Origin of the sequence: Collinsella sp. AM16-21 (genome assembly GCF_003471905.1) — a bacterium.
In the GTDB taxonomy this organism is placed as follows: Bacteria; Actinomycetota; Coriobacteriia; order Coriobacteriales; family Coriobacteriaceae; genus Collinsella.
Map to the genome: position 1 here is coordinate 37,704 of NZ_QRKJ01000014.1, position 18,003 is coordinate 55,706.

Annotated in this window: 12 protein-coding genes; 9 read left to right on the plus strand and 3 right to left on the minus strand. The window is 61.4% G+C overall.

Features of this window, described 5'->3' with window-relative positions; genetic code table 11:
* Window positions 1-86 precede the first annotated feature (86 nt).
* From DW180_RS08145 to glmM, 3 genes are all read left to right on the plus strand, one after another.
* A complete protein-coding gene (locus tag DW180_RS08145) occupies window positions 87-1,058 on the plus strand; it encodes a DMT family transporter (protein ID WP_118238363.1) in 972 nt (323 codons plus the stop codon).
* Between the two features lie 143 nt (window positions 1,059-1,201).
* Window positions 1,202-3,514 (plus strand): DUF4012 domain-containing protein, encoded by a 2,313-nt coding sequence (locus DW180_RS08150; protein WP_118238364.1) that lies wholly within the window; start codon window positions 1,202-1,204, stop codon window positions 3,512-3,514.
* An 83-nt stretch (window positions 3,515-3,597) separates the two neighbouring features.
* Entirely contained in the window at window positions 3,598-4,929 is a 1,332-nt protein-coding gene (gene glmM, locus DW180_RS08155) for a phosphoglucosamine mutase (protein ID WP_118238365.1), read from the plus strand.
* 205 nt (window positions 4,930-5,134) lie between these two features.
* Here the strand turns inward: glmM and DW180_RS08160 are convergent, their stop codons facing one another.
* The gene (locus tag DW180_RS08160; RefSeq protein WP_118238366.1) at window positions 5,135-6,709 is read right to left on the minus strand and encodes a carboxypeptidase M32; all 1,575 of its coding nucleotides are present in this window, start codon (window positions 6,707-6,709) and stop codon (window positions 5,135-5,137) included.
* Between the two features lie 505 nt (window positions 6,710-7,214).
* Between DW180_RS08160 and pheS the strand changes: the two genes are divergently transcribed.
* The 6 genes from pheS to DW180_RS08190 all read left to right on the plus strand — a co-directional run bounded on the left by pheS (window position 7,215) and on the right by DW180_RS08190 (window position 14,897).
* Window positions 7,215-8,291: a phenylalanine--tRNA ligase subunit alpha gene (pheS, locus tag DW180_RS08165; RefSeq protein WP_055250566.1), complete on the plus strand. Its 1,077-nt coding sequence runs from the start codon at window positions 7,215-7,217 to the stop codon at window positions 8,289-8,291.
* Window positions 8,292-8,475: 184 nt separating this feature from the next.
* Entirely contained in the window at window positions 8,476-10,929 is a 2,454-nt protein-coding gene (gene pheT, locus DW180_RS08170) for a phenylalanine--tRNA ligase subunit beta (RefSeq protein ID WP_118238367.1), read from the plus strand.
* Window positions 10,930-11,255: 326 nt separating this feature from the next.
* Complete coding sequence (gene cbiM, locus DW180_RS08175; protein WP_118238368.1) at window positions 11,256-12,341, plus strand: cobalt transporter CbiM; 1,086 nt, start codon at window positions 11,256-11,258, stop codon at window positions 12,339-12,341.
* Window positions 12,319-13,155 carry an energy-coupling factor transporter transmembrane protein EcfT gene (locus tag DW180_RS08180; RefSeq protein ID WP_118238369.1) on the plus strand — a complete coding sequence of 279 codons (837 nt, stop codon included), beginning with the start codon at window positions 12,319-12,321 and terminating at the stop codon, window positions 13,153-13,155. Before cbiM ends, DW180_RS08180 begins: the two co-directional genes overlap by 23 nt.
* Before the next feature lie 46 nt (window positions 13,156-13,201).
* The gene (locus tag DW180_RS08185) at window positions 13,202-13,969 is read left to right on the plus strand and encodes an energy-coupling factor ABC transporter ATP-binding protein (RefSeq protein ID WP_233545230.1); all 768 of its coding nucleotides are present in this window, start codon (window positions 13,202-13,204) and stop codon (window positions 13,967-13,969) included.
* Window positions 13,970-14,048: 79 nt separating this feature from the next.
* On the plus strand, window positions 14,049-14,897 hold the full coding sequence (locus tag DW180_RS08190; RefSeq protein WP_117776655.1) for a hypothetical protein: 849 nt from the start codon (window positions 14,049-14,051) through the stop codon (window positions 14,895-14,897).
* Here DW180_RS08190 and DW180_RS08195 read toward each other — a convergent pair.
* Together DW180_RS08195 and pyk are read right to left on the minus strand one after the other, a co-directional pair.
* Window positions 14,894-15,967 (minus strand): hypothetical protein, encoded by a 1,074-nt coding sequence (locus DW180_RS08195; protein WP_147336400.1) that lies wholly within the window; start codon window positions 15,965-15,967, stop codon window positions 14,894-14,896. The genes DW180_RS08190 and DW180_RS08195 overlap by 4 nt on opposite strands.
* Before the next feature lie 421 nt (window positions 15,968-16,388).
* The gene (gene pyk, locus DW180_RS08200) at window positions 16,389-17,849 is read right to left on the minus strand and encodes a pyruvate kinase (protein ID WP_117634311.1); all 1,461 of its coding nucleotides are present in this window, start codon (window positions 17,847-17,849) and stop codon (window positions 16,389-16,391) included.
* Between the last annotated feature and the right edge of the window lie 154 nt (window positions 17,850-18,003).

Consider the following 18,003-nt stretch of genomic DNA (forward strand, 5'->3'; position numbering starts at 1 on the left):
GACGCTTTATTGCCAATTGATTTCGGGGGAGTGGGATGGAACAGAAGCGCTCGGCGCAGTGTGCACGTGAAAGGGCTTCGGTACCGATGACGGCGGCGTCTGATTTTATCGTGCCCGAGGGGACTGACGAGCTGAGCCGCAGCACCCGCCGCGCATGGCGCGACCGCCTCAACGACGCCCAGGCGCGCAAGATGGCCCTGGGCACGCTCGCCGCGTTTGCCGGCGGTACGTTTTGGGGTTTTTCTGGCACCAGTGCCAGCTACCTCTTTGACGTGTGCCATATCGAGACATTTTGGCTGATGAGCGTGCGCCAAGTTATCGCTGGCCTGCTCTTTATGTTCGTCGTGCTCAGAAAAGATCGCGACCGCCTGGTCAGGCTGTGGACCACCCCTGCCGATCGCAAGCAGCTCATCCTATTTACGATCTTTGGCCTGCTGTTCAACCAGCTTTGCTATCTGTCAGCCGTGCGTCTGACCAACGCGGGCACCGCGACCGTCTTTCAGTGTCTGCAGCTGGTGGTAGTCATGGGGTATGCCTGCGTCACCGCGCATCGACTGCCGCGCACGCGCGAGGCGCTTGGCATTTTGCTCGCCTTGGGCGGAACGTTTTTAATTGCCACGGGCGGCGACCCTAGTACGCTCAGTATCTCGCCAATGGGCCTGCTCGCGGGCCTTTTGTGCGCAGTGGGCGGTGCCTGCATAGCAATCATCCCTGCCGGAATCCTCAACAAATACGGCAGCTCGGTCGTCACGGGCTCGGCCATGCTTTCGGCGGGAATCGTGATGAGTATCTTTACCCAGCCGTGGGCGCACATGCCGGCGCTCGGCCCCTCGGGTGTCGGCGCGCTCGCGATATTTATTGTGGTGGGGTCGTTCTTCGCCTATATGTTCTACATGCAGGGCGTTAAGGAGATTGGCTCGGTGCGCGCGAGCCTTCTTGGAACCATGGAGCCGGTTTCGGCCACCATCACCAGCGCCCTTATGCTGGGAACGGTGTTTTTGCCCACCGACCTGGCAGGTTTTGCCATGATTATCGCGATGGTGTTTTTGACGGTGTAGCTGGCGCCAAGACGGAAAAGGTGTTGTGCCACATTTTCGCCAATTGATGTCCGTGTCTGGAGTTTAGCTGTCGATGCCCAAAATGCCATAAACTAGTAACGTTATGGACTTTTTCATTGCGACTCAATTGCGAGGATTTCTTTATGGCTGGTAATCACTTTAAGGACAGCGATAGCGGCCGTCCTGCAGTTCCGCCGCGCCCGAACGGGGCTGGTAAGGCCGGCACGCCGGGCGGCGCTGGACAGGGCGGTTCCGGTAAGCGCGTGTCCCCGGGCGAGACGGCGATGTTTACCGCTCTGTACGAGCAGTCTCAAAAGGCAAAAAAGACCGGCCGTGCAAGAGGGAATGTCTTTGCGGGCGGTGCAACCTCTACGTCGCAGCCGAGCGGGGCTCCTTCGGCACCTGCGAACAACGCAGGCGCTGCCAACGCCGCGAATACCGCCGGCGACGTTAATGCCAGCAAGGCCGCCAACAATACTCCCTCTGCCGGTGGCGCGGGGCTTACGGGTAACCTTGGCACGATTTACACCGGCGCCTCCGAGACTGGCACGTTCGCCCGCCTGGATGATGGCGGTGCCCAGTTTGCGGGCTCGGGTTCCAAGGAAGATTATTACGATTTTGGCTTGAACTACGGTAGCGACGCTTCGTCGAGTTCGACCTCTGACGGTCTGGTCCGTCATCGCCATCGCAAGGGCGAGCGCAAAAAGCGTCACACTGGCGCCATTATTGCCGCTGTAGTCGCGGTGCTTCTCGTTGCGCTTGGCGCAAGCGGCTTTATGCTGCTTAACTCGGCAAAGACCGTAAAGAGCGAAGCGAAGGAGGCTGTCGAGATCGTCGGTGGCCTTAAGGACAAGGTCACGTCGGGCGATTTTTCGACGCTGCCTGACGACGCGAAGAAGATTGACGAGCTCTGCGACAGCATGAAGGCGGAGACTTCGAGCCCGCTGTGGACGGCGGCTTCGTTTATCCCGGTGTATGGCGGCGACATCAATGCTGCCCGCACCATGATCGACGCCCTGTCCGATGTCTCGAGCAATGCGCTGGTTCCCATGGCCGATAACCTTTCGCAGGCCACGCCCGGCAAGCTGTTCCAGGATGGGACTATCAACGTGTCCGCGCTGCAGGCGGTCGCCGATTCGCTCTCCGATAGCTCGAAGGTGTTCAAGAGCGCCAACGAGAAGATCCAGGGCATTGGCGATACTCATATTTCCCAGGTGACCGAGCTGGTCGATAAGGCCAAGGACGGCTTTGCCACCCTCAACGGCGCGGTTGACGCGGCGGAGAAGGTCGCCCCCGTCCTTCCCCAGATGCTCGGCGCCAACGGCCAGACGCGCAACTATCTTGTGTACGCCATGAACAACGTCGAGATTCGTGCCTGCGGCGGCTTTGGCGGTTCGCAGGGCCTGATTTCGGTCACCGACGGCCAGATGTCGATTGGCGAGTTTGTCCCCCGCATTGGACTCAGCGAGGATGAGGCAGTCGAGAGCGTCGACGAAGAGGATGAGGCGCTGTTCGGCAACCACAGTAACCTGTACAACTCGGGCAATACCTATTCGCCTGATTGGCCCCGCAACTCGCAGCGTGTCGCAGCCCTGTGGAAATCTCAATATGGCCAGGACGTTGACGGCGTCGTGGGTATCGACCCGGTGTTCCTGCAGTATCTACTGGGCCTGGTCGGTAACGTGTCGCTGCCCGACGGAACGGTTGTCGACGGCACCAACGCCGCAAAGGTCCTCATGCACGATGTGTACTGGAACTATCCGGTCGAGGAGTCGGACGGCATCTTTGCATCCGTCGCCAGCGCTGCCTTCGACAAGATCCTTGGCGGTATCGGCGATGTCGATGTTACGAAGCTTGTCAGCGCCGTTGAGCGCGGTGCCGAAGAGGGCCGCCTGATCGCGTGGATGAAAAACGATGACGAGCAGAACGCTATCAAGGAGATGAACATCGACGCCTCGCTGCCCGATCCGGATGACCCGAGTGAAGATCCCGTTGCTGGTGTCTACTTTAACAACCTGAGCTTCTCCAAGCTCGACTGGTACCTGAATGCCGATACGCAGATTGGCCAGGGCATCAAGAACGGTGACGGCACATGCTCGTATCGCATCACCGTTACCCTGACGAACATCATGACGCAGGAGGAGGCCGGCAAGCTGCCCGACTACGTCGCGGCGAGCGCGCCTGATGCCGCGCGCGACGACGAGCGTCTGAATGTCTCGTTGTTTGCCCCGACGGGCGGCAACATTACTGACCTGACCGTCGAGGGCACCCAGTTTGGTCTTGGCGCCGCTACATGGCATGGAATCCCCTTCTATTCGGGCACCGTTGACCTGCATGCTGGCGAGACGACGACGATCACATATACGCTGACCACGTCAGCCGAGGCGGGGGACAAGCCGCTTACGCTGCGTCAGACTCCTACATGCCAGGCGGCTCGCGACAGCGCGTCGGCGTAGGGTTTTTCTGGTAGCGCAGATAATCGAGTAACATTTTGGGGCGGACAGGCAATCTGTTCGCCCCTATTTTGTAAGGAGAGCGCATGAAGTACTTTGGCACCGACGGCTTTCGCGGTGAGGCTAACGTTGGGCTGACGGTAGAGCACGCTTATAGGATTGGCCGTTTTGTGGGCTGGTATTACGGCGCCAACCGCGAGCGCAAGGCGCGCGTCATCGTGGGTAAGGACACGCGTCGCTCGAGCTATATGTTCGAGGCGGCGCTGGTGAGTGGCCTGGTCGCGAGCGGTGCGGACGCCTATATGCTGCACGTGATCCCCACGCCGGGCGTAGCGCATCAGACCGTGGAAGGCTGCTTCGATTGCGGCATCATGATCAGCGCGAGCCACAACCCGTTTTGCGATAACGGCATTAAGCTCGTCAATAGCGACGGTTTTAAGATGGACGAGGACGTACTGGAGCTCATCGAGGACTACGTCGATGGCAAGAGCGAGGTGCCGCTGGCCACGGGCAACCACATCGGCGCCACGGTGGACTACATGCAGGGCCGCAACCGCTACATTGCCTCGCTCATCGCCAGCGCGAACTTTTCGCTGCAGGGCGTCAAGATCGGCATCGACTGCGCCAACGGCTCGGCGTCCTCGGTGGCCAAGCCGGTGTTCGACGCGCTGGGCGCCGACGTGCGCGTGATCAATGCCGCGCCCGATGGTTTTAACATCAACGTCGACTGCGGCTCCACGCATATGGAGCGTCTGCAGCGCCACGTGGTGGAGCAGGGCCTGGACGTGGGCTTTGCCTATGACGGCGATGCCGACCGCTGCCTGGCCGTGGACGAGCGCGGGCGCGTGGTCGATGGCGACCAGATCCTGTACGTGTGCGGCGTGTACCTGAACAAGCACGGTCGCCTTTCGGGCGGTACCGTGGTTCCGACGATTGCCAGCAACTTTGGCCTGATCAAGTCGTTGGAGCTTGCCGGCCTAAGTGCCGTGACCAGCGGTGTGGGCGACCGTCACGTGTATGCCAAGATGCGCGAGGGCGGTTACAGCCTAGGCGGCGAGCAGACGGGCCATACGATCTTTGGCGATATCGAGCGCACGGGCGACGGCATTATGACCTCGCTGCGCGTGATGGAAGTGATTCGTGCCGAGCGCGAGACGCTCTCGCAGCTCACGGCTCCGTGCAAGCTGCTGCCGCAGGCGCAGGTGGCCGTGCGCGTGGCGGACAAGGACGCCGCGCTCGAGAACATGGGCGTGCAGAACGCCATCGCCGAGGCCGAGGCTGCGCTGGCAGGCGAGGGCCGCGTGCTCGTACGCAAGAGTGGAACCGAGTCGGTTATCCGCGTGCTGGCCGAGGCGCCCGACCAAGCATCCGCCGATGCCGCCATGAAGCGCATTGCCAACGCGCTCGAGGCTTTATAGCTACGCGGTTTTACCAAACCGCGTAGCTGCTCGACGCTGCAAACGGCCCCAAGCGGCAATCTGACGCTCAATTTCAAGGGCGCGACCAGAAGGTCAGCGCCCTTTCATTTCACGTCACCTTGCTCGCTTGGGGCCGTTTTCGCTGACGTTGCCAAGACATCGGCGTCAACATGGTTGGCGTTGGCGATGGCGTGCTGGTCAATCCTTACAGCTCGTACAGCGTGGTGAACTTGTCCTGCAGGTAGCTGCAGTAGTAGCGGGCGTCAAAGTCCATGCCGCAGGCGCCCTTGATGAGTTCCGGCGCGTCCTTGGCGCGGCCCCACTGCCAAATGTGCTCGCCCAGCCAGGCACGGACGGGTGCCAAGTCGCCGCTCGCGCAGGCACCGGTAAGGTCGACGCCGTCGCGGCACATGGCCGGCACAAACATGGCGTCGTAGGCGCTACCCAGCGCATACGTGGGGAAGTAGCCAAACGAGCCGCCGCTCCAGTGCGTATCCTGCAGACAGCCGCGCGTGTCGTCAGGAACGGGAATGCCCAGGTATTCGTCCATAAAGCGGTTCCAAAGCGCGGGGATATCCTTGGCCGTGGCCTCGCCGGCAAACAGCATACGCTCGATCTGGTAGCGCACCATAATATGCAGCGGGTAGGTGAGCTCGTCGGCCTCGGTGCGGATCAACGATGGCTGCGCGATGTTCACGGCGCGGTAGAGCGTGTCCTCGTCAACGTCGCCGTAGACCTCGGGCGCGTGGCGGCGCAGTACCTCAAGCAGCGGGCCCATAAAGGCGCGGCTGCGGCCCACGGTGTTCTCGAAAAAGCGGCTCTGGCTCTCGTGGATGCCCATGGAGGTGCCACCTTCAAGACAGGTGCGCGCATAGGCAGGATTGACGCCCAGCTCGTACATGGCGTGGCCCGCCTCGTGGATGATGCTGTAGACGTTGGAGATGCAGTCGTCCTCGTAGATGTGCGTCGCGATGCGCGCGTCGCCCACGGCAAAGCCCTCGCTAAACGGGTGCTCGGTAAAGGCAAGCGTGGTGTCGTTCAGGTCCAGGCCGACGAGCTTCATAAGGTCGAAGCTCATGGCGCGCTGGGCGGCCTCGGGCACGCGGGCGTGCAAAAAGTCGGCAGCGGGCTGCTGGCCGCGCTCGCCGATGGCGTGCACGAGCGGCACGACCGTCGCCTTGACCTCATCGCAAAACGCGTCGAAGCTCTTGGTGGAAAGGCCGCGCTCGTACTGGTCGAGCCAAACGTCGTATGGGTCGCGCTTGGGGTCCATGAGCTCGGCCTGATGCTTAAGTTGGGCGACGATTCTATCCACATAGGGCTCAAAACTCGCCCAGTCATTGGCCGTCTTGGCCTTGTGCCACACGGCGTCGGCCTCGCAGGTGAGCCTGGTCCAGGCCGCGGCCTCCTCGGTGGGGATGGCGCTTGCCTCGCGCTGGTCGCGGCCGAGCACGCGGATCTCGTCGAGCAGCTGCGGGTCGTCGATCTTGCCGCCGGCGACGGTCTCGCGTGCCAGCGAGCGCACGAGTTCAACGGACTTCTCACTGGTCAGGAGCTTATGGTGCTCGCCGGCAAGGGTGCCCATGGCATCGGCGCGCGCTGCGGCGCCGTTGGCGGGGGCAATGGTCGCGCCGTCAAACTCGGCAATCTTGAGCAGGTACTCGCGAGTCCACAGCTTGCCCTCGAGCTTACGGAATTTTTTGACGGCCTTATCGACCTTCATGCCTTTGGGCATCTTGCCCGCTGCGGGCTTGGCCTTCTTATCGAGTTTCTTTCCCATACCATATCCTTGATCTCGTGAGCCGAGCGCTTCGGGTGGGCGCGCGGCCAGTTTGCACAGCTACCTGCCTTGTACCCAGCACGAACAAAACGGAACGCGGCGATACGCCCACACAATGTGGTATCCTGTAGCCCAATGCGTTGACGGAGAGGGTTTTGCCCGCCGCGTCGCCGGCAAGAGAGGGAAGGTCATGGGCTGCAAGCCTTCCTGCGGTGACAAGGGCCAAGCGTTCACTCCCGAGCAGCGACCTCAACGGGCACGCGGCCAGCGGCGGCGATGTCCCCAGTAGGGAAGCCGTGAGCCTCGCGATAAGGGGCGCAGAGTGGGCACGGCGGGCTAGACATCCGCCGCGTCAAACAAGGTGGTACCGCGGAATTCAACCGTCCTTGGGCAATGTACATGCCCGAGGGCGGTTTTTTGTTACCGAACCGGGCCGCGTTTTCACAACGCCAGGCGGCGGCAGTCGTCCCGGCGAGCGGGGAGCGCGAGAGACGAAAGGGAAGACATGAGTCTGATTGATGATCTGGTCAAACTCGAGGAAGAGGCCAAGGAGCTCGTCGCAGGCGCCGACGACGCAGCCAAGCTCGAGGCTGCGCGCGTTGAGCTGCTCGGCCGCAAGGGCCGCATCACCGGCCTGATGCGCATGATGGGCAAGCTCGCCCCCGAGGATCGTCCCGTGATGGGCAAGCGCGCCAACGAGATGCGCCAGCTGATTGAGGGCATGCTCGACGAGCGCAACACCGAGATGAAGGCCGCCGCCCTCAAGCGCGCACTGGAGCACGACGCCGTCGACATCACGCTGCCGGGCATCCGTCCGCAGATCGGCCATCAGCACCTGATCAAGCAGATTATCGAGGAGGCCGAGGACATCTTCTGCGGCATCGGCTACACCGTCGAGTCCGGCCCCATGGTCGACACCTCCTACTACAACTTCACCGCGCTCAACGCCCCCATGGATCACCCGAGCCGCTCGGCCCGCGATACCTTCTACGTGGTCGACAACAACCCCGGCAGCGTCGCGCACCCCGAGGCTCACGCCCACGGCGAGTCCGACGTGCTGCTGCGCACCCAGACTTCGGGCGTGCAGATCCACACTATGGAGTCGCAGAAGCCGCCCATCTACATGATCTGCCCGGGCACCGTCTATCGTCCCGACACGGCCGACGCCTGCCACCTGCCGCAGTTCAACCAGATCGAGGGCCTGGTCGTTGACGAGGGCATCACCTTTGGCGACCTTAAGGGCACGCTCGACTACTTTGTTAAGTGCATGTTTGGCGAGGATCGCAAGACGCGTTACCGCCCGCACTTCTTCCCCTTCACCGAGCCCAGCTGTGAGGTGGACGTGAGCTGCCACGTCTGCGGCGGCAAGGGCTGCAACTTCTGCAAGCACAGCGGTTGGATCGAGATCCTGGGCTGCGGCATGGTCGACCCCAACGTCCTGATCAACTGCGGCATCGACCCCGAGAAGTACACCGGCTTCGCCTTTGGCATTGGCGCCGAGCGCGTCGCGGCCCTGCGCTACGACCTGCCCGACCTCAGAACTCTCATGACAGGCGATATGCGCTTCTTGAATCAGTTCTAGGCTGCGGCTTGCCCAAGCACGGCACCTCGGCGCTCATTCGTCGCTTGCGTACCAAAGTACGCGGCGCTCCTCTTTCGGGCCGATCTGCCGCACTTGGACAACCCTCGCTTTGTAAGGAATGTTCACAAAGTTGAAGTTTCCACCTGCATCTCTTCGCAGGCTTTCAGTATGAAAGGAGAGCTAAATGCGTGTTTCTTACGACTGGCTCAAGACCATGATCGATATTCCGGAGGATCCCAAGACCCTTTCGGACGAATATATCCGTACCGGCACCGAGGTCGAGGCGATTGACACCGTGGGAGAATCCTTCGACCACGTGGTGACCGCCAAGGTGCTCACCAAGACCCCTCACCCCGATAGCGACCACATGTATGTGTGCTCGGTCGATGTGGGCGACAAGAATCTCGACGCCGACGGTAACCCCGCTCCGCTGCAGATCGTCTGCGGCGCGCAGAACTTCGAGGCCGGCAACCACATCGTCACGGCCATGATTGGCGCTGTCCTGCCCGGCGACGTCAAGATCAAGAAGAGCAAGCTTCGCGGCGTCGTGTCCATGGGCATGAACTGCTCTGCGCGCGAACTCGGCCTGGGCGGCGACCACTCCGGCATCATGATCCTGCCCGAGGACACGCCCTGCGGCATGCCGTTTGCCGAGTATGTGGGCTCGAGTGATACTGTGCTCGACTGCGAGATCACGCCCAACCGCCCCGACTGCCTGTCCATGATCGGCATGGCCCGCGAGACCGGCGCCATTTTCGATCGCGATTTCCACGTTGAGTTGCCCGTCATCAAGGCGGAGACTGGCCGCGCGACCGACGACGAGCTTTCCGTCGAGATTGCCGACGAGGGCCTGTGCGACCGCTATGTCGCCCGCATCGTGCGCAACGTGAAGGTCGGCCCGTCGCCCGACTGGATGGTCAAGCGCCTTAACGCCCTGGGCGTGCGTCCGCACAACAACATCGTCGACATCACCAACTACGTGATGATGCTCACCGGTCAGCCGCTGCACGCCTTTGACCTGGACACCTTTGCCGAGCGCGATGGCCACCGTCGCGTGGTGGTTCGCGCCGCCCAGCAGGATGAGAAATTCACGACGCTCGATGGCGAAGAGCGCGTGCTCGACGCCGGCATGGGCCTTATCACCGACGGCGAGCGCCCCGTGGCGTTGGCCGGCGTTATGGGCGGCATGGATTCCGAGATCGAGGACGACACCGTCGACGTGATGGTCGAGAGCGCTTGCTTCAACGCCGGTCGCACCTCGCACACCAGCCGCGATCTGTCGCTGATCTCCGACGCCTCCATTCGCTTTGAGCGCCAGGTTGACGAGACTGGCTGCGTGGATGTCGCCAACGTTACCTGCGCGCTCATCGAGGAGATCGCCGGCGGCGAGGTTGCTCCCGGCTATGTCGATGTTTTCCCCGCGCCCAAGACCATCGACAGCATCAAGCTGCGCCTGGCCCGCGTGCATGCCATCTGCGGTGCCGACATCGAGCCCGACTTTATCGAGCGTTCGCTTACCCGTCTGGGCTGCACCGTCGAGCGCGACGGCGAGGACTTTATGGTTACCCCGCCGAGCTTCCGTCCCGACCTGCCGCGCGAGATTGACCTGATCGAGGAGATCCTGCGCCTATGGGGCATGGGCCGTGTGACGGCGACCATCCCGGCTGCCAAGAACCACATCGGCGGCCTGACCCGCGAGCAGAAGCTCACCCGCAAGGTCGGCGAGATCCTGCGCGCCTGCGGCCTCAACGAGACCACGACCTTTGGCTTTGCCGCCCCGGGCGACCTGGAGAAGATTGGCATGTCCACCGAAGGCCGCGGCTGCCCCGTGGTGCTCATGAACCCGCTGGTGGCCGAGCAGACCGAGATGCGTCGTTCGCTGCTGCCGGGCCTGCTGCAGTCCGTGGCCTACAACGAGGCGCACGGTACGCCCAACGTGCACCTGTACGAGGTCGGCAGCCTGTTCCACGGTCGCGAGAACGCCAGCCTGCCCAAGGAGACCAAGTCCGTGGCGGGTGTGCTCTCGGGCCAGTGGAGCGAGCAGTCCTGGAACATGAAGTACCGTAAGCTGCGCTTCTTCTTTGGCAAGGGCATTGTCGAGGAGCTGCTCGCCCAGCTGCGCATCGAGAAGGTTCGCTTCCGTCCCGTCGAGGGCGAGGGCTACGCTTTCTTGCAGCCGGGTCGTGCGGCCGAGGTTCTGTCCGGCGGAACCGTGCTGGGCTGGGTCGGCGAGATTCACCCCGAGGCGCGCGAGGCGATGGGCATCGATGAGGTCGTCGTTGCCTTTGAGCTCGACTTGGACAAGCTGATCAAGGGCGCCCGCAACCAGGAGAACTATCGCGAGTTCTCGCAGTACCCGGCCGTTGAGCACGACCTTGCCATTGTGGTTGACAACTCCGTGACCTGTGAGGATCTTGAGCGCCGCATTACGAGCGCCGGCGGTAAGTTGCTCGAGGGCGTGCGCCTGTTCGACGTCTACCGCGATCCCATCCGCATCGGAGCGGGCAAAAAGTCCATGGCCTTTGCGCTTACGTATCGCTCCGACGACCACACGCTTACCAGCGAAGAGGTCGAGAAAGCGCACCAGAAGATTGTCACCAAGGTGTGCAAGGGCGTAAACGGCGAGGTCCGCTCGTAATCTTTGCTGTTCGGAACCCGCCCCCTGCGGGGTTTTCACGGCAACGTCCTCGCCGCTTCGCGGCTGCGGGATGTTGCCTTAGAAAACCCCTCTCGGGGGCGGGTTCCTGCGCTAACCTTGTTGCGAGCGGACCGCACCTTCTTCCGGGTGACCGGATAGTTGGGAGTGCAAGGGCCCTTTATTGGGCGGTGCGTGGGCCTGGGTTAATAACGTACGTATTGCAAGGGCGTGCTGCGTTGTGGGCGGGGCGCCTTTTTGTTAGTATGCAGAGTCGGTGTTACGGATTGTTAGAAACGTAATACGCAACGTTCTGATTGAGAGGGCTCATGCATATTCCCGATAATTATCTGTCCCCGCAGACCGATGCCGTTATGGCGGTGGCGACGGTGCCCGTATGGGTTCACTGCATCAAGAAAGTGCGCGCCACGCTCGATCGCGAGCATATGGCCTTTCTGGGTATTTGCGCTGCGTTCTCCTTTTTGCTCATGATGTTTAACGTTCCGCTGCCCGGCGGCACCACAGGCCACGCTGTCGGCGGCGCACTCATCGCGCTGCTGCTGGGCCCCGAGGCCGCGGCTATCGCTGTCTCGGTCGCGCTGGCGCTGCAGGCGCTGCTGTTTGGCGACGGCGGCGTTCTGTCGTTTGGCGCCAACTGCTTTAACATGGCCTTTGTGCTGCCGTTTGTCGCTGCTATCGTGTTCCGTGCGCTCAACAGCCGTCTGCACGACAAGAGCTGGGGCACCTCGGTTTCTGCCATCGTGAGCGGCTGGGTCGGCCTGTGCCTGGCGGCCCTGTGCGCGGCAATCGAGTTTGGTATTCAGCCGATGCTCTTCACCAACGCTTCGGGCGCGCCGCTGTACTGCCCCTTCCCGCTGTCCGTGGCTATTCCGGCCATGTTGATCCCGCATATGCTGGTTGCCGGCGTGATCGAGGGCGTGGCGACGGCCGCCATCTACGGTTTCATTAAGAAGACGGCGCCGAGCATTATCGTCGGGCCCGAGGCCGCCGATGGCCAGCTTGCTGCCGAGGGCGCTGCTGCCAAGAAGACCTCGCTGGTCCCCACGCTCATCCTGATCGCCGTGCTTGTCGTAGCTACGCCGCTGGGCCTGCTGGCCACGGGTGACGCCTGGGGTGAGTGGGACGCCGAGGGCGCCGCGACCGCCGTTCAGGAGGCTGGCGATGACAGCCTGCAGGCTTCGGTCGGCCTCGATACCCCGACCTTTGCCGATGCCCTGCCCACGGGCGATTATCTGCAGGCCTATTCCGAGGAGCAGGGCCTTGGCTTTGCCGGCCAGGCCGCGATGTATATCCTTTCCGGCGTGATTGGCGTGGCGGTGCTCACCATCGCATTCCGTCTGGTCTCGCTTACGGTCAAGGAAAGCGGTGCTCATGGCAATAGCCGAGCTGCCTAGTTGGCTTGCGGTCGAGCAGCGTTACGAGCCCACGGGGGCTCGGCATCGCGGGATGCAAAAGAACGTCCTGCACCTGACGAGCCTGCTTGAGCGGGTTCGCCTGGGTGGAGGCGCGCACGAGGGCGGGTCGATGGTCGACCGCGCCCTTTCTTGCGTTTCGGCTCCGGTGCGCCTGGTGGGGATGTTCGTCTGCGTTCTGTGCGTGTGCCTGACGCAAAGCCCGCTGTATCTGATGTTGATGGCGGCTATCGCGCTGGTGCTCGTTGCCGTGCGCCCCGTACGCGGGCTGCGGGCAACCTTTGTGCCGGCACTTGGCGCTGCGGGGCTCGCGGTGGTTTTGGCGCTGCCTGCCCTGCTGCTGGGCGCTTCTGCCGCGGGCGCCATGCTCAAGATCGCGCTCAAGACGTTCATTAATGTGTCGCTTGTGCTGGGCGTTTCATGGACGCTTACCTGGAGCCGCATGTCGGCGGCGCTCAAGACGTTGCATCTGCCCGACGAGGTCATCTTTACGTTTGATATGACGCTCAAGCATATCGAAGTGCTGGGACGCACGGCGCACGATCTGTGCGAATCGGTCATGCTGCGCAGTGTGGGTCGTGCGCCTGCGGGTTTTTCGCGCACCGACTCGCTGGCGGGTATCATGGGCATGACGTTCATCAAGGCGATGGAATGTAGCCACGCGATGGACGAGGCTATGCTTTGCCGTGGCTTTGCCGGTGCGTATCCGGCGCCCGCGCGCGCCGGGTTTGGCTGGCGCGATGCGGTCTATGCGGCCGGCGTGGCACTGCTGGCAGTGTTGTGCGCCGTGCTGTAGGCGCTGCTGGTTCTTGCTGGGGATGCAAATAGGGAAGGGCGACGTTTTGACGATCGATATGAATAGTGCGGCGGGCACGAACGGTGCGGGCGGCGAGGCCGCGCCGCTCATCGAGCTGCGCAACGTGGTGTTCTCATATACGGGGCATACGGTGGTCGACGGCGTTTCGCTGCAGGTCGATCGTGGTGAACTCGTTGCCCTGCTTGGTCCTAACGGTTGTGGCAAGACGACGATCATGCGCCTTATTAACGGCCTTGAGCTTACGGACGCGGGTGCGTACCTGTTCGATGGGCGCGTGGTCGATGCGGCATATCTCAAGGATTCCGCAGCCGCTCAGCGTTTTCATCAGCGCGTGGGCTTTGTGTTCCAGAATGCCGACGCCCAGCTGTTCTGTGCCACGGTGGGCGAGGAAGTTGCTTTTGGTCCCGCGCAGATGGGGCTGCCGACAGACGAGCTCGAGCGCTGCGTCCGCGATGCCATGGAGCTGTTCCAGGTTGCCGATCTGGTCGATGCCTCGCCCTATCAGCTTTCGGGCGGGCAAAAGAAACGCGTTGCGCTGGCGGCGGTCGTATCGATGAACCCCGATATCCTAGTGCTCGATGAGCCTACCAATGGGCTCGACGAGGATTCATGCGACATCGTGGTTAACTTCTTGCTGGCTTACGTCGCGGCGGGCAAGACGGTCTTGATGAGCACACATCACCAGGATTTGGTGCGACGCCTGGGTGCCCGTGCAATCTATATCGATCGATATCACCATGTGGTCGAGGCGCCTTCGCCGTCGTATGGGACCGAAAGCGGTGCTACGGACTAGTTGCTGCGTAGAGCGTGCGTAGCCGCCCGCGCGGCTTTGCCGTGATGGTATAGTTATCCAGGTTTTTATGGGGGTGGCTATGCCAAGCTGGAACATTCATATCGCTCAGACGGAGCGTTTGCTGGAGCGCACCGGTGCGCTTGCCAATAGCGTGCGCGACCGCAATGCCTTTTTGTTTGGCTGCGTGGTTCCGGATATCTTCGTGGGCTATATGGTCCCTGGCATCGCCGATCCCATCCCGTACCGCATTACGCACTTTGCAAAGCCCGAGCCTATCCCTAAGCCGCGCGAGCACGAGTTCTGGGATACCTATGTGGCGCCGCTGCTCAAAGGGGCGCCTGTTGGTACGCCGGCTGCCGCGACCTCGATCGCCGAGGAGCGCGAGCGACTCAATCGGGTGCATTATCCCCAGCGCTACAAGGATGCCGAGCCGGTTGCCGGTCCCAGCGCCTGTGAGTTCTCGCTTGCGTCCGAAGATGTGGCGCAGTCACTGCTCGATTTAACGCTGGGCGTCTGGTCGCATCTGGTGGCCGACACGGTATGGAACACGCGTGTGAACCAGTATCTGGAAGCACACGGCGGCAAGCCGTGCGAGGAGTTCCGCATTAAAAAGCAAGGCGACTTTGACTGGTTTGGCAAGACGCTGGGCATTGTTTCCATCCCGCGTGCGACCGATCGCCTGTATACCGCTGCGACGCGTTTTGGGCAGTATCCCATCCATAAGGAGTATGTGCTCAAGACCATCGGCGTCATGCACGAGATTGTACGCGAAAACCCCGGCGAGCCCGATCATCCGCCGTATCGCCTGCTAACTGAGGAGTTTTTCGATGCAACGTTTACCGAGGTCATCGAGCTGACCGAGGTGGGCTTTGCGACTCGCGTTGCCTCTTCTGACGTTCCCGCAGTCCCCCTGATCGCTAGCTGCTAGCCGGCCGGCTTGACGGCGAACAGCTCATCCCAATCGACCAATAGCTCCCGCCGCAGGGCATCTTCGGTGGTGCGTTCCTGATCGGTCTTTGGGATGTAGGGGAGCCCTGCCTTTTTATGGATGAGTTCGGCGATGTTGTTAAAGCTCTTCGTGTCTTTGATTTGCTCATAGGTTATCTGGATAACGTCATAGCCCATGCTTGTGAGGGCGGTGGTGCGCTCGGCATCGGAGAGACTTGCGGCTTCGCCATCGTGGGCGGAGCGGCCTTGGCATTCCAGGATGACGCCCATGCTGTCGGTGTTGCTCTCGATGAGGATATCGGCGTAGCAGCAGGTTTTGTCATACAGTGAGCGCGCGGCGTCGCTGAGTGGGATGCGCACGTTGTTTGCGATGTTGATACCCATGCCGCCCTCGTTGCGGGGGAGCGAGACAAGTATGGAGGTCTGTACTTCGAAGGGCGAGGCGGTCTGCCCCGTCATGTGCTCGGCCGCCCAGCGCAGTTGTTTAACGCCGCGCAGGCCTGCAGCCTGCTTGGCGAACGCGGCGATATCCGCCGCGCTGAGGAGCGGCGGGCGCTTCCACAAATTGGTGTCATTGCCCTTGGTGTCGACAACACGCTCCCAACCGCAGTTGGGTGGAATGAGCTTAAGCGAAATGGCTTCATCGAGTTGTTGTTGCGTTCGCTCGCAGGGCTTAAACACTGCAAAGGAGCCGCACATCTCGTGGCAAGCCATGAGTAACTGGTTGCGTGAGACCTGCGTAGCAAGGCTGAGCAGCGTAAACTCGGGCGACGTGACATCAAATCCATGTTCAGTTTGCCTAAACGACCCGGGAGGCGGCTCTTGGGTCAGGAGGTGCGATTTAAACAGGCTTCGCGACCCGGATTGTGCTCGAGTGAATACAAGCCTGTGAAGCGGTGCATGAAGCAGGTCTTTTACAACTGCATGACTTCCGAGGCCGCAACATCTGCGATCCATATTGCCAAGGCTAATGGCGGGGTAAAGCCCTAATACCTGCGGCGGGATACGGTGATAGTAAAAAGCGGATTGACCGCATAGCGTCAGGTCCATGATATCCTCCTGGTCGAAATGTGCTTTTGGACCGTGCGATGCCAGCGTCAATTCGGAAGTATGCGGCAAAATCTGAACCCTGTGAGCAGACCTGGCTTTTGATGCCAGTTTATCAGGCATTTTGTTGCGAAAAAACGGGGTGTGCTCGGAGGTCTCAGAATTTGCCGCATACTTCCGAAAACGCGGTCGATCTGGCTCTTGCTAAAACGATTTAGCAGCGTCAGGTAAGGTGTGGTTTCGCCATCGGGCGAACACTTTTAGCACTTGGGACTTTATTTTTGGGCCTCGAAAGGTGGATTTCGCGCTTTTGGTAAAGAAATGGGTGCGTGTTTTGCCGTGTGCCGGCATTGACACAGAAAAAGGGCCCGGAAGGCGAAGCCTTCCAGGCCCTTTGCAATGCAAACATGCTTGCAAGTACGATTTAGCGGACCTGAGCGACGTAAGCGACGTTGGTCGAGGAGACCTTGTCCTCGAGCTGGACGCTCATGCGGGGATCGCCGGCGGTGGCGACGGTCAGATCGCCGGCCTCGACGTAGCCGAGCTCCTTAGCGGTCTCGATCGCCTTGACGATCGTGCCGTTGACGGTGCCCTGGGTAATCTCGGCCTGATGCGGGATAACGCCCCAGTACATGATCATCTGCTGGACGGCCCACTCGTGGCGGGAGAACGCGCAGATCGGCATGTTGGGACGGAAGTGCGAGATCAAGCGAGCGGTACGACCGGTGGTCGTCGGCACGGTGATGCACTTGGCGCCAACGGTGGTGGCCATGTTCACAGCGGACATACCCACAACGTTGTTGACGACGCGGGTGCCGTGAGCATCGGCCGGAACCTCGAGCGGAGCGTGAGCCGGGAGGTACTTCTCGGTCTCGAGAGCAATGCTGGCCTGCATCTTAACGGCCTCGACCGGGTACTTACCGGCAGCGGACTCGCCAGAGAGCATAACGGCGTCGGTGCCGTCGTAGATGGCGTTAGCAACGTCGGCAACCTCGGCGCGCGTCGGGCGCGGGTTCTGCTGCATGGAGTCGAGCATCTGCGTAGCGGTGATAACGGGCTTGTAGGCCGCGTTGCACTTGGCGATGATCTCCTTCTGGATGTGCGGAACGAGCTCGGGCTTGATCTCGATGCCCAGGTCGCCACGGGCGACCATGATGCCGTCGGAAGCCTCGAGAATCTCGTCGAAGTTCTCGACGCCCAAGGCGCACTCGATCTTCGGGAAGATCGTCACGTGCTCGCCGCCGTTCTCGCGGCAAAGCTCGCGGATGCCGCGGACGGACTCGCCGTCACGGATGAAGGAAGCGGCGATGTAGTCGATGTTCTCGGTCAGGCCAAAGAGGATGTCCTGACGATCGCGCTCGGTGATGGCGGGCAGCGAGATGTTGACGTTGGGCATGTTGACGCCCTTGCGCTCGCCGATCAGGCCGTCGTTCTTAACGACGCAGGTCATGTCCTGGCCACTGACGGACTCGACCTCGAGGGCAACCAGGCCGTCATCGATCAGGATGAGGGAGCCCTTCTCGACCTCGGAAGGCAGAGCCAGGTAGTCGAGGGAGATGTGCTCAGCGGTGCCGTGGAAATCCTCGGACGTGGGCTGAGCGGTGACGACGATCTTATCGCCGGTCTTGACGGCAACCTTCTTGCCGTCGACCAGGAGGCCGGTGCGGACCTCGGGGCCCTTGGTGTCGAGCAGGATGCCGACAGGCAGACCGAGCTCCTTGGAAATACGGCGGACGCGCTCGATGCGACCGTGGTGCTCGTCGTAGGAGCCGTGCGAGAAGTTAAAACGGGCGACGTTCATGCCCGCCTTGATCATCTCGCGGATGGTCTCGTCGCTATCGCAGGCGGGACCCATGGTGCATACAATCTTAGTGCGCTTGTACATTCAGACCTCCATCTGACATCGTCTTGCGCTGATAGATAAACCATAAGAAATAAAACCGAGATGATTATAACGAAATGCCGACCGAATACCCCAAAAAATCGACCGTATGCCGAAATGGAAGTTCATTTTTTGCGGGAAAAACGGTATATGAAAA